Annotated in this window: 13 protein-coding genes and 1 riboswitch; of the genes, 2 read left to right on the top strand and 11 right to left on the bottom strand. The window is 35.0% G+C overall.

What is annotated here, in order from left to right; translation table 11 throughout:
* Positions 1 to 367 precede the first annotated feature (367 nt).
* The 5 genes from CN288_RS10100 to CN288_RS10080 form a co-directional block, all read right to left on the bottom strand.
* A complete protein-coding gene (locus tag CN288_RS10100) occupies positions 368 to 1156 on the bottom strand; it encodes a metallophosphoesterase (RefSeq protein WP_026591220.1) in 789 nt (262 codons plus the stop codon).
* A 108-nt stretch (positions 1157 to 1264) separates the two neighbouring features.
* The gene (locus CN288_RS10095; RefSeq protein WP_026591221.1) at positions 1265 to 1759 is read right to left on the bottom strand and encodes a LysM peptidoglycan-binding domain-containing protein; all 495 of its coding nucleotides are present in this window, start codon (positions 1757 to 1759) and stop codon (positions 1265 to 1267) included.
* A gap of 21 nt (positions 1760 to 1780) precedes the next feature.
* Positions 1781 to 2344, bottom strand: a complete 564-nt coding sequence (locus CN288_RS10090) for a CPBP family intramembrane glutamic endopeptidase (RefSeq protein WP_026591222.1) — start codon at positions 2342 to 2344, stop codon at positions 1781 to 1783.
* Positions 2325 to 3872 carry a RecQ family ATP-dependent DNA helicase gene (locus tag CN288_RS10085; protein ID WP_098302222.1) on the bottom strand — a complete coding sequence of 516 codons (1548 nt, stop codon included), beginning with the start codon at positions 3870 to 3872 and terminating at the stop codon, positions 2325 to 2327. Before CN288_RS10085 ends, CN288_RS10090 begins: the two co-directional genes overlap by 20 nt.
* Positions 3862 to 4923: a helix-turn-helix domain-containing protein gene (locus CN288_RS10080; protein WP_098302221.1), complete on the bottom strand. Its 1062-nt coding sequence runs from the start codon at positions 4921 to 4923 to the stop codon at positions 3862 to 3864. Before CN288_RS10080 ends, CN288_RS10085 begins: the two co-directional genes overlap by 11 nt.
* Positions 4924 to 5242: 319 nt before the next feature.
* Between CN288_RS10080 and CN288_RS10075 the strand changes: the two genes are divergently transcribed.
* Complete coding sequence (locus CN288_RS10075; RefSeq protein ID WP_003206564.1) at positions 5243 to 5491, top strand: ferredoxin; 249 nt, start codon at positions 5243 to 5245, stop codon at positions 5489 to 5491.
* Between the two features lie 117 nt (positions 5492 to 5608).
* Here CN288_RS10075 and CN288_RS10070 read toward each other — a convergent pair whose 3' ends face one another.
* The gene (locus CN288_RS10070; RefSeq protein WP_026591225.1) at positions 5609 to 6187 is read right to left on the bottom strand and encodes an ECF transporter S component; all 579 of its coding nucleotides are present in this window, start codon (positions 6185 to 6187) and stop codon (positions 5609 to 5611) included.
* Positions 6188 to 6350: 163 nt separating this feature from the next.
* Positions 6351 to 6488, bottom strand: a riboswitch (FMN riboswitch).
* A 344-nt stretch (positions 6489 to 6832) separates the two neighbouring features.
* Here CN288_RS10070 and CN288_RS10065 point away from each other — a divergent pair.
* Positions 6833 to 7519 carry a hypothetical protein gene (locus CN288_RS10065; RefSeq protein WP_026591226.1) on the top strand — a complete coding sequence of 229 codons (687 nt, stop codon included), beginning with the start codon at positions 6833 to 6835 and terminating at the stop codon, positions 7517 to 7519.
* A 28-nt stretch (positions 7520 to 7547) separates the two neighbouring features.
* Here CN288_RS10065 and CN288_RS10060 read toward each other — a convergent pair whose 3' ends face one another.
* The 5 genes from CN288_RS10060 to ccsB form a co-directional block, all read right to left on the bottom strand.
* Entirely contained in the window at positions 7548 to 8162 is a 615-nt protein-coding gene (locus CN288_RS10060) for a peptidoglycan DD-metalloendopeptidase family protein (protein WP_090691076.1), read from the bottom strand.
* Between the two features lie 84 nt (positions 8163 to 8246).
* Positions 8247 to 8828 carry a cob(I)yrinic acid a,c-diamide adenosyltransferase gene (locus CN288_RS10055; protein WP_026591228.1) on the bottom strand — a complete coding sequence of 194 codons (582 nt, stop codon included), beginning with the start codon at positions 8826 to 8828 and terminating at the stop codon, positions 8247 to 8249.
* 396 nt (positions 8829 to 9224) lie between these two features.
* Entirely contained in the window at positions 9225 to 11000 is a 1776-nt protein-coding gene (locus tag CN288_RS10050; protein ID WP_098302220.1) for an ATP-binding protein, read from the bottom strand.
* Positions 11000 to 11716 (bottom strand): DNA-binding response regulator ResD, encoded by a 717-nt coding sequence (resD, locus tag CN288_RS10045; RefSeq protein WP_026591230.1) that lies wholly within the window; start codon positions 11714 to 11716, stop codon positions 11000 to 11002. Before resD ends, CN288_RS10050 begins: the two co-directional genes overlap by 1 nt.
* 353 nt (positions 11717 to 12069) lie before the next feature.
* A complete protein-coding gene (ccsB, locus tag CN288_RS10040; protein ID WP_098302219.1) occupies positions 12070 to 13227 on the bottom strand; it encodes a c-type cytochrome biogenesis protein CcsB in 1158 nt (385 codons plus the stop codon).
* Positions 13228 to 13234: the final 7 nt, after the last annotated feature.

Genomic DNA, 13234 nt, shown 5'->3' with positions numbered 1-13234 from the left:
GTATCTAATTTTTATTATATGAAATAGAAAATAGATGGTTCTTTTCGAACAACTATTCCGGCAGTTTTAACCACCTATTTCATTTTTTATTGTATAAATAACAAATGCCACGTTTAATAATTCACGGGCATGTATTTCATCAAATTCTAGCAAATACTGTAGGATATCGTCTACTAAAAACACTTCTTGACTGTACGCCCTCTCAACTAAATTATGATTTTGCAACCGATTGTTCTCTGATAGCTGGACTGCTTGATCGATAATATGATATGACCTCTCCCAAGCTCACAGCGTACTTGGCTGAATTCCGTGCATATTCGAAACAATTTTTATATTTCCCTTTTAAAGTTGGCGTATGTTCTATCCTTTAAACCGAGCATCTCCTAATTTCCCCTTGCAACGTAATTAAGTGCGTTTGAGATGGAGCCCGAAAACGTAGCGGTATAAATGTCGTTCCATATCCGTTACTCACAAACAAAGTTGTATTCGGATACTCATACACACCACCTTTTAAATAACGTTTAGAATGAAATATACGAATTTGTCCTCCATGTGTATGACCACTTAATACGAGCGAAATTTGTTCTTGTCCAGACATTTTGTTCACAATATCAGGATTGTGGCTAATAAGAATACGAAAGCCATTTTCTTGACAATCTGCTAGCGCCAAGTCTAAACGATCCCTTTCTAATCCAACATCATCCACTCCTAATAGACAAAGCTTGTCGCCGCACTCTGATTCAAATAGTACTCTTGTATTATCTAAAATTTTGACACCATGTTCTAGTAATAACGCATCTAATTCATGATAGTCAATTTCATAATCGTTATTTCCCCATACAAAATATACGGGACCAATTTCACTTAACGTTTGAACATTAGCCGCAATTTGTGATAACGATACACCTTTCTCTGCTAAATCCCCACCAATAATAACAAGATCAGCTTTTCCTTTTACATTTTCAATTAAAGAAGGAGAAACAACTCTCCTATGAATGTCTGAAATAAAGAATATCCTAACTTTTCCAAAGCTTTCCGGGAAATTCATAAATGAGAAAGTGTGTTCTAGCAATGTATCACGTAATGCTTCTCTATACATCATAAAAAGACAAATAAAGCCTATACATATGAACATACCACCTAAAATCCATACCATATACTTCCCTCTCAACAAAATGTAATAGAATCTCTTTAAATCATATTGCTATAAAATTGAATGCTTCATTCATTTTTTCAATTCACTCATATTAAAACTGTTTTACCTCTATTCTTTCCCGTTCTTTTCTTTAATAGGAATTTTTAATTCTTTTCCCACTTCTAACTGATTATCTTGTAAATTATTATAATTTTTAATGATTGTAGCCCCATCTTTATTCGGAAAATACTGTTTCCCAATACTTTCGAATGTCTCGCCTTTCTTTACAATATGCGTTTCAAATTTTTCTGAGTGCTTCTTTTCTCCTTCTCCATGTTTATTTGAATCGAAAAAAATCACATCAAATGCATTTTTTCCAGGGGCATTATTCTCTTTTGCACTTTTTACCTCGATATACTTATCCGTATACCATAAAATACTAAGTGGCAACAAAATAAATAGAAATGTTAAAATCCGAACAAAAAAATGGTTAATCTTAAATTTAGATTTTTTCTTTTCTTTATTTTGATGAATTTCACTTCGCGGCGGTAAACCTTCTTCCGTCTGCTCGTCTTCTAACGTTTCTTCAAGTTCTTCTTCAAAATCAGGAATTTGTTTTCTCATGATGTTCACCCCACCTTCCATTTATCTCCTTAATTGAAGACCCATTATAAAATCAACAAGAAAATGTGCAAAGATTGTTATAAACAAATTTCCTGTCCATTGAAACACATACCCAAACACAAAACTGATCATACATACAAAGCAAAATAAAAATGGCTTCTTCACATACCGAACATGTAACACAGCAAAAATAACACTTGCAATTACAAGTCCAAACTGAGTCTGCAATACCCCTCGAAATAAAAACTCTTCAGCAAAGCCAATAACAAACGTAATAACGAATAATTGTATTACAGAAATTCCTTTGAACATTCGATCATTAATTCCACCATCATCAAACCAGGATTCTGGTAGTATTTGCATTGCAATATAATCAAGTAAGACAACACCGCCTGCAACCACACTGCCTATTACGAGAATGGAAACAGGCTCCCATTTCCACAAATCATAAAATTCATTCCTATTTGGAAATAGTATATAGGCCAACGCGCAGCCAACACCTATAATTATTAATTGTGTTATATAGAGATTAAGCCGTATTTCTTTCGGACCTATGTCTTCAATACTACGCCTTTGAATGTTCATCATTCCTCCGTTCTCTCATACCAAAGAGCAACTGTAACTCTGTTTCCCAATTATAGTCGAAAATTGGTTGTCTTGCTCGTCTTTTTTTATACTCTTCTTTTGAAATACCACAATAGTCACAACAGTTTTTTATCTCAAATTCCTTCCTATAACCAAATTGCTGTAGCATTTTTTCACGTCTACACCCTTTAAACTGTATCCAGGATTTCATATTTTCTAATTGACTATATTTATTCCGAAGACGCCCTTCCACTTCTAACATTAATCTTTTCATTATCTCATCTGACAAGGATTCCATAATGAGCTTCTTCCCTTGTATGATTTTCATCTTTTCTAAATGATATCGTACAAAACGCCAATGTTGTTCACTAAACCTTGCAGCATTATAACAAATTTCTTTCACATCTTCTATTGGCAAAGCTTTCGTTTGGTACATCTTTTCTTGTAGTAAGGAAAACAAAAATTGAATTTGCTGTTTATTTGGTAATTCATCCTCAATAATAGAAACTGGTAGATCATGATCCATTGGACTACAAAGTAGAATCGCAATACTGGCCTCTTCATCTCTTCCCGCCCTACCAATCTCTTGCAAATAAGAAGCAATATTTGTTGGATAATGAAAATGAATAATATACCTTGTATTTGGCTTGTTTACCCCCATACCAAATGCACTTGTACATATAACAAGTTGCAGTTGATCATTCATAAATTGCTGTTGAATTAGCATTCGCTCTTCATGTTCCATTCCACCATGATAAAATGCAACATCCGCTATACCTTTACTCCCTAAATATTCTGTTAAGCGCTCCGTCCAAGCCCTGCTAGAGCAATAAATGATTCCTGGTCCTTGTAAATTAATCACTTGAGTGAGAAGTGCTTCCTTTTTTTCCTCTATCGTTTGTACAAATTGTACTTCCATTGCAATATTGGGGCGATCAATCGAATACAAATGCTCTGCTACATTCGTAAGTTTTAAAGTTTTTATAATATCTTGTAATACTTCTTTTGTTGCAGTAGCTGTTAATGCTAATACCGGAGGATGTCCAATAGCCACTATAACTTGATCTAGTTTTTTATAGTCCGTTCGAAAATCATAACCCCATTGGGAAATACAATGTGCTTCATCTACGACAAATAGCGAAATATGAATCCTTCTTAGTTCTCTTACTATTACTTCAGATTGCAACATTTCAGGTGAGACAAAGACAAATTTATAAGTAGATAATTTCCTTAGCGCTTCCTTTTTTTCGTTTAATGTGCGAAAACTATTCAGCGCAATCACACGATTCTTTACTACATATTTCAGCTGTCCTACCTGATCTTCCATTAAGGACAGTAATGGAGAAACAATTAGTACTGTTCCATCTTGCATCAGACCAGGCAGCTGGTAACACATTGATTTTCCCCTTCCAGTTGGAAGCATCGCTACAACATCTTTTCCTTGCAATAAATCTGCAATCACTTCTTTCTGCCCAGGCCGAAATTCGCTATAACCAAACCACTTATACAGATAATCCTCAAGACTCATTTACAACCTCCATTTGCGCTAACACAAGACGGATCTCAAAATAAGAAATCTCTTCTCCTACAGCTTGCTTTAATACACGTAACTTACGTGTTTGCAATGTCTCAATAATGCGCTGTACATGCTTGATTTTATTTTTTCCCATAAATATTTCAATAGAAAAGTCTCTTTCTCTTAATGCAATTTCAACAAAATGATCTTCTATTGTTGCAACCTTTAAATTTCTAATTGTTGCAATCTCGTCTAAAGAACGCCCTTGTCTCCAAAGCTGATATGTTTTCTTTGTTGATAAACTAAACAAATCTGCCCTTTCATTCGGATAAGAAATAATCTTTGTTAATAATGGAAAATCTTTTTCATTATCTCGAACGGATTGAATAAAGAAATGAATGGTACCCCAAAATAAAAGATATACACGAAATACATCTTGGTTTGTAATTTCTGCAAGTTGTTTTACTGTATATCCAATTCGTTCATATCCTGTTAGTCGATATGTAAAAATTGTTGCTTCTATTGGCAAGGTATCTTTCAACAGCATATGTACCTCTTTCCATAAACCTTCCGCAAGTTTACTTCTTGCATATGGTATCTTGGTGAGAAACTGCTTGACCCACATCATTACCTCTGTATCTTGTTGAATTGGAAGAAATTTCGCATTCTGTTGTTGTAAATTTGACACAGTTTGGATAATTAATGAAAGTCGTTTCCAAAAGATTTCACCAATATCTCCATAGTTCAAACCGTGTAAATACTGCGGAAAAGGAAGTGTTTTTTCAAAAATTCCTAGTTGGTTCTTCCCAGCATTAGTTAATATGTATGTATTTTCATTTACAATTTGAATCCAACCCTTATGTAATACATTTTCAATTTCCTGATCATAATCAGAACGTTGTAATGGTTTGTATATTCCAAATAAAAAAGAAATGTGAAATATATTTCCATCTTGTAACGTTTGTGAAGAACGTTTTCCTTTTAAAAGGTGATAAATGGAAGAAACAGTTCGTTCACCATCTAATTGTTTTATACAATACAATAAAGTATATTGTAACTGCATCACCGCTTCCACCTTTCAATTACATTTATCTTGTTATGCGCTGACAGTAATAGCCTAATTGGTGAAGGTTCGCCATCAGCTAGGGATGAAAAGCTTCCATTGATGGAAGCTTTACTTTATATTGTCTATTGTATCAAACTGTACACCATTTAGGCATTTTGAAAATCTTGTGAAATAAATCAAAAATAAGTTGACACTCTAATTGATAAGCATTATCATTATAATTTTATGTTGAAAAGTTCGAAAAACCGTTTTACAATAAGGTTATAATTTTTATGGCGACTATTTTCACATACATATTATCAGGAGGGAAAAAAATATGGCAAAATATACAATCGTTGATAAAGACACTTGCATCGCATGCGGAGCTTGTGGAGCTGCTGCACCAGATATTTATGACTACGATGATGAAGGTATTGCATTTGTAACATTAGATGATAACCAAGGTATCGTTGAAATTCCAGATGTATTAATTGATGACATGATGGACGCATTTGAAGGTTGCCCAACTGACTCAATTAAAGTTGCTGACGAATCATTCGATGGCGATGCTTTAAAATTCGAATAGTCTTTTTATTAACTTCAAAAAATCCCCCCTCATAAAATGAGGGGGATTTTTTGTTATTCATCTAACTCACAAATAAAAAGACCATCAGCGGTACGCTCCCGCTGATGGCCAAAGTTTCTATGCATTTTTCATTTTTGCAAATACCCACACTTTCAAACGTGAAAACAGTGCTACAAATACAACTGTTACAACAATTCCCTTAATTAAATTAAATGGTAAAATTGCCGCTACAATCATTTGTCGCATACCACTACTAGACATAGCAGGCTGATTTAAAAACCAAGTGTAAGCTGGTAAAATGATAAAATAATTTAACACACTCATAATTACCGCCATTGTAACCGTCCCTAACATTAACCCTGTTGTTAAGCTTTTTACTGTACGATACTTTCGGAATAAGAAAGCTGCTGGTCCAATAAATAAACATCCCGCAATAAAGTTCGCTATTTCTCCAACTGGAACCCCCGTTAAACTCCCCTGAATTCCGTAGTGAAGAATATTTTTTATTGCTTCTACAATTACACCTGCAATCGGACTAAAAATAATCGCTGCAATTAAAGCTGGCACATCACTAAAGTCAATTTTTAAAAACGGCGGAAGTCCTGGAAATGGGAAATCCAACATTATAAGTAAGTATGCAATACTACTAAGCATTGCTACACTCACCATTTGTACTACACTGTTTTTTTGTTTCATCCTTCTCTCTCCTTTTCCATCGATCATCTCATGGAAAGTGGAAAGGTTCTGCTATGCCTATTTTTTCATCTCATGAAAAAACCCTTTGTGTTTTACACAAAGGGAGAATTTTTAGGCACATCAAACAGACGTTCAAAGAACTATCTTTTTTGAACGCTTGAACCTCCATCTTCTCCCATCCAGACTGTACTGTCGGCTTTGGAATCTCACCAAATCCTGCCTTAACGGCTCGCGGGCTTAGAACGAAAAACAACTGTTCATCACCGCCGGTCGGGATTTTCACCCTGCCCCGAAGATAGACCGATATTCTATTTTCTTCACTATTATACAACATCATCATACAATTGTGAACAAAAACGTTTATAACTTACAAATAGTAAGTGCACTTTTTATTTTGAAGACCATATAAAGTGAAAATTTACTCAGTAGCTTTATTCTTCATCCTACTGATTATTAACCCTTACCAATCGAGCCTTACTGCCTACAAATTTTAGGATAAAGCATCCGTCGAATTATTTGACAACTTAACCCATATTTTTTACAATCCGACTTTTCCCTACGCTACTCCCTAGTCATCTATACAGAAAAATGATAAGATATTGAATTGTTAAGATAAGAGCATTTTCTTAATACGGAGGAAATGTCATGAAAAAAGAAAAAAGACACTCTATTCAAGAAACGATGAAAAAAAACCTTAGAAAAGAATACTTTTATTTAAAAAAGGTGTTACTTTTCTACTGTCCAATTGATTTAGGCGCATTTTCAAGAGAAACATACTATGCTACTTTTGATGAAGAAGGAATTAGTGTTTATCAGTATGATAAAACAACAGAAAGTAAACTAAAGCTATGTGAGCGTCATCCATGGAGCAGTTGGGATAAAGTGAAAATTGATCACTATTTAACAACATCGCAATTTATTTTCCAAGGAAAGCGTAATTGGATTCTTTCTCTCTTTCATAAAGGAAAAGAAGCACAAAAAATAATAGAAGAGCATACTTCTTTACAGACAGAAGTTGTTTCCCGATCCTTTTTGAAAAAGCTTCCTGGTTTTCGTTCTAATACAACTTTAAACAAATACATTGGTAGCATATGTTATACCGTACTTATTGCATTTTTATTAAAATGGATTATTCCATTCCACAAAATACAAGTTGCCTTGTATTCTTTTTCTATCGGTTGTATGCTCCTTGGTCTACTTTGCTTTACAATTGGGCTAATCGAACCAACTATTGTATTATTTCGAACGAAGGAAAAAACGAGGACAAAGGTCTTTTATTATTATAGCTATTTAGTCATTTCCGGATTTATATGTGTCTTTATTTTTTGGTAAAAAAGGAGCTAGTTTTGCTAGCTCTTTTTTAATTTATATATAACTTTTGATTTGGATAAATTTGATCTTGTTGCAGTGTGTTTTTCACTTTTATCTCATGAACAGTCATGCCAAACTTCCGTGCGATACTGACCAATGTATCCCCTTTTTGTACAATATACATTGATACTGAGGCTACTTGATCTCTTTCTTCATTTAAAACAAGCAATGGATTCATTGCGTTTCTTTTCCCAAATGTCCAAGTACCTTTATGAACTTCTAAATGCAAATGTGCCCCGCGTGATTCACCTGTGTTTCCCACTTCACCAATTATCTCACCTCTTGCAATCTGATCCCCTTGAAATACATATCTCTTATTTAGATGAGCGTACACAGCCTCATATTCTCCATGTTTAATAAACACTACATGTCCATAACTATTGGAAAAATAGGATTTTGTTACTGTTCCACCTCGAATCGCTGCAACCGGCGTACCAATTGACGCTGCTATATCAATACCATAGTGTTTTCCATTTCTTGTTCCAAAATAGTCACTAATTCTTCCGTCTACAGGCCATATCCATCTCCCATCCTCGGCATAAGCATATGCTTGAGAACTAAAAAACAATCCAAAGACAAGTACCACGATTTTTAAGCCTTTCATATACATCCTCCATTTTTTAATAACCGTCACACTTTCTCTATTGTTGTATATCTCGGAAAAAAGTATACAAAAAAAGAAAGTGAATTACTCCACTTCCTCCTCTTCCTTACTACGAAAAACAATTGCACTTCGTTTATATTCGACGTCGTTCACATTAAGTCGGGCGTTTATCACTCTAGCAATTGCAAATAGATAATCGGATAATCGATTAACATATCGCAAGACAATTTCATTTATTTCTTCTTGCTTTCCTAACGATACAATATGACGCTCAGCTCTTCTCGTTACTGTACGTGCAACATGAATCATGGCGGATGCCGAGCTCCCGCCGGGCAAAATAAAACGCTCTAGTGGCGGAGCCTCTTCTATGTAGCGATCAATTCGTTCTTCTAAATACACCACCATCTCTTCCGTTACTGTATACGGCATTTTTTGCTGTACAATTGCTAAATCCCCACCGCAATCAAACAACTCATGCTGAATCTTTTCAAGCTCATCACATATGTCTTGAAAGCGTTCTTCTTGAATCATAGTCATCGCATATCCAATATAAGAGTTCGCCTCATCAATGGTTCCATATGCTTCTACACGAATATGATCTTTATCAACTCGCCCACCAATAATACTCGTTTGTCCTTTATCTCCTGTTTTTGTATATAGTTTCAAATATTCTACACCTCTCTTTTCAACTTTTATTCCATCACAAATGTAAGTATACATTGAAAAAACGACCTAAACCTTTCTTTTTGATGGAAGAGAGCATCCGACCTGTATAGAAACGGTCAAATCCTTTTTTCAGCACCATGCCATGTGAAACAACAGGAGTAAATAAGTGATAATCTCCTTTTATTTTCATAGCCGCGACTGATATGCCAGCAAATCAACATGGATTTATTCTTTATTCTATTTATCCTTCAATCAACTTTCATAAAGAGACTATCATCTACAAATAGCACAATAAAACAAAAAGCTCTAATATTCTTCATTCCATTGAGAAAATATTATAAACTCAAAAAGAATAAAAAATACTAGAACTTCAATATTCACTCATAACAATATCATTTATATTGATTGACCTGGTAAATATACGGAGAATGTTGTCCCTTCTCCAACGGTACTTGATATAGAGATTTTCCCATCATGACCTTGAACAATATTTTTAGCAATCGCAAGACCTAGACCAGTCCCACCTGTTTTCCCACGTGTTCTTGCTTTATCAGCTTTATAGAAACGATCAAACAAGAACGGAATATCTTCTTTCGGAATACCGGCACCTGAATCTTGTACTTCAAAAACTAAACCATTATTTTTCGTATCAATTACAAGCTTAACATGACCACCTGCATTTGTATGTCTAATCGCATTATCAATTAAGTTTGTTAATACTTGTTCCATACGATCTGGATCAAACGAATGCTCTACAATTGGATTACAGAACTCAACCGTTAACTGCACTTCTTTATCCTGCGCAATCCCTTGAAATTTCCGCCCAATTTTCTCAACAAATGGATGAATATCCACTTCAGATATATGCAGCTCTACATGACCACTTTCCATTCGGGCTAAATCTAAAAGTTCATTCACAAGACGACCTAAACGAACGGACTCATCATAAATAATTTGTACAAACTCGTTTATTTCTTCTTTCGACTGAACAACATCATCTAAGATTGCCTCACTATACCCTTGTAGCATAACCATCGGTGTGCGCAATTCATGAGACACGTTCGCAATAAAATCTTTACGCATTTTTTCAAGACGACGTTCTTCTGTCATATCTCGAAGTACCGCCACAGCACCACGAATTTTCGTTTGATTATATAGCGGCGTCATAAGGACAACGTAATTACCCTTTTGTAAGTTAATTTCAATAACTTGCTGTTGCTCACTTTCTACTACAAGGTGGAACAACTCTACAAGTTCAGGTGGTAAATTCCTACTTAATTCTAATTCTTTTTCTTCTTGCCAAACTTGTAAAAAATGTTCTGCCGGCGGATTAATAACAACAACCTCACCCTCTTGATTCAGCGTTACAACCCCGTCAGCCATACTACTTAAAATACTAGAAAGTTGCTCTTTTTCTTGCTGCAGTGCATTAATATTAAACTTTAATTGTTTCCCCATTTGATTTAAGGCCGTTGCTAGCTCCCCTATTTCATCTTGTGAAACCATAGGGGCTTTCGTATCAAATTTCCCACGCGCTACTTCAAACGCCACTTCACGCATTTTACGAAGTGGGGCTGTGATTCGTGTCGATAAGAAAAATGCAAAGAACGTTGTTAAAATAATTGCAATTCCCGCTGATAGAAAAATAAAATCTGTCGCTTTTTCCATACCTTGTTTCGGAACTTGCAATGACTGATACACGAACACCGCACTATGCTTTGATGATTGCAGTGGTTTGCCAACAATCATAATATCATTTTCGGAATTTTTATTCGTTTTGTTATCAGACATTTTTTTTATTTTTTCTTTATTTTCTTTTTTATCTATAAAAACTGCAGCCAAATCTTTATCTTTTTTCAAGTCCTCTATTGTAAGATCTACTAATCCTTCTTGTTTCGGTGAAGAAGAAGCCTCACGATCCTCTTTCACAACAATAATACGGGAGAGTGGATCGGCAAACTTATATGCGATATTCTCAATCGTCTTTTCGTCTGCACCTTCTTCAATTAATTCCGAAACGCTTGTCGCTACTTTTGTAAGCCTTGTTTCACTCATTTCAATATAGTAATTATCAAAAAACTGTGAAAGCAAAATGGAAACAAAACCTAGAACAAATGAAACAAGAAGCAATATTGTCATCCATAGCTTTCCTACTACACTTCTCCAAAGCATCAGTCGTTCACAACCTCAAACTTATAACCAACACCCCATACAGTTACGATCATTTTCGCTGCATCAGATGATTTTTTACTTAATTTTTCTCGTAAACGCTTTACATGCGTATCTACTGTACGTAAATCTCCAAAGAATTCATATTGCCATACCTCTTTTAACAATTGCTCACGATCAAATACTTTATCAGGAGCCTTCGCTAAAAATAGTAACAATTCATATTCTTTTGGTGTTAAATTGACTTCATCACCATCAGCTGTAACGCGATGTGCATCGTTATCAATTGTTAAATGCGGGAATACAATAACATCTTTTGTTGTTGTATCTTGTGTAAAGAATGTTGTTGGCACAGAACGTCGCAGGACCGCTTTTACACGAAGAACCACTTCACGTGGACTAAACGGCTTTACGATATAATCATCCGAGCCAACTTCAAATCCTTGCACCCTGTTTACTTCTTCACCTTTAGCTGTAAGCATAATAATTGGCGTTGCTTTTTTCTCACGAATCCCTTTACACACTTCAATTCCATCTATTCCAGGCATCATGATATCTAATAAGATTAAATCATAGTCATTTTGCAATGCTTTTTCTAAAGCTGTATCACCATTATCAGCCTCATCGATTGTATATTGTTCTCTTTCTAAATACATTTTCAATAAACGACGAATACGATCTTCGTCATCCACAATTAAAATTCTCGGTTCATTTTCCATTGTTTCCCGCTGCCTCAAAAACATGACAACGGTTCACACCTACCTTTCTACAATATAATACTGTTTTTACTCTTATCTCATAATAGACAATTCTAAAGTGTTAAATTTCCACTTTAACAATTATACTTCACAAGAATAATAAAGTTTGTTCATTTCTTTTCCAAAAATATGTATTTTTTTTGACCAGGGCATTTAGGCCTCGACATCATTTTACAAAACCAACCTTTATTTTGCCATGTTTTTCTCAAAAAAGAAAAGAAATTGACAAAAATAAAATAGGAAAGTGACAACCACTTTCCTATTTTATCATGTGCAACTAAACAGTATGTCTCTTCTAAAATAGAGATAATACCTTACGCATATGAGTGTAAACCAGCAATGATTAAATTCACGGCTATAAAGTTAAACATGATAATAGCAAATCCAATTACTGCAAGCCATGCCGACTTTTCGCCATGCCAACCTTTAGATAACCGTAAATGTAAAACAGCAGCGTAAAAGAGCCATGTAATGAGTGCCCATACCTCTTTTGGATCCCATCCCCAAAAGCGCGTCCATGCAATTTGCGCCCAAATCATCGCAAAAATTAAGGCTCCTAACGTAAAGACTGGGAATCCAATTGCAATAGATCGGTATCCAATTTCATCAAGCAAATCACTGTTAACATTTTTAACCACTGGCTGAAGGGCGGCTGATACTCTTTTTCGTAAAATTAATCTTAATACAATATATAATCCCGTCCCAATAAGTAGTGACCAGATTACTGTATTTAATTTCTTTGCATTAATGATAGCTGGCATTTCTGCAATAGGTTCAAGTTTTCCGGTAGTTATTAACTTCCCTTCATGAGGTCCAACAAGCGCAGGAAGGTTATATTTCATCTCGGCTTTTTGTTCATTTTTATCCACCCATTGAAACGTCGCTTCATATTTCGTTGTTGAATAAACTGTTGTTATCGCTATGAACCCGACAGTACAAACGAGCGTAAACACAACTGTTTCTAGCCAAAATGTTCGTTTAGTCCTTTTTGACTGATCTACATTTTTAAGCAGATACATGACACCTGTAATAAAACTAATTGCTAAAATAGCTTGTCCGGCTGCCGCTGTTGTTACATGAATATGTAGCCAGTTACTTTTCAACGACGGAATAAGCGGTGAAATTTCTCTCGGAAACATACTTGCATATGCGATTAATAAAAGTGCCACTGGTAAAGCGAATAATCCCACTATACTTACACGATACATGAAATACATAACAATAAAAGCACCAACAAGCATCATGCCGAAGAATGTACCAAACTCAAAGAAATTACTTACTGGCGCATGCCCTGAAGCGATCCATCTCGTTACAAAGTATACAATCTGAGCGGCAAATCCTAAAATTGTTATCGTTATACCTATACTCGCCCACTTCCGGCCTTTTTCTTTAATTGCTCCCCCGAAGAACAGTGTTGCAATTAAATACAAGATGAAAGCAGCAAATAGGAAATTACTACTTATTTGCACCATATATTCT

The sequence above is a fragment of the Bacillus sp. AFS023182 genome (assembly GCF_002560575.1).
Taxonomy (GTDB): Bacteria; Bacillota; Bacilli; order Bacillales; family Bacillaceae_G; genus Bacillus_A; species Bacillus_A arachidis.
This window is presented reverse-complemented; position numbering and strand designations above follow the sequence as displayed.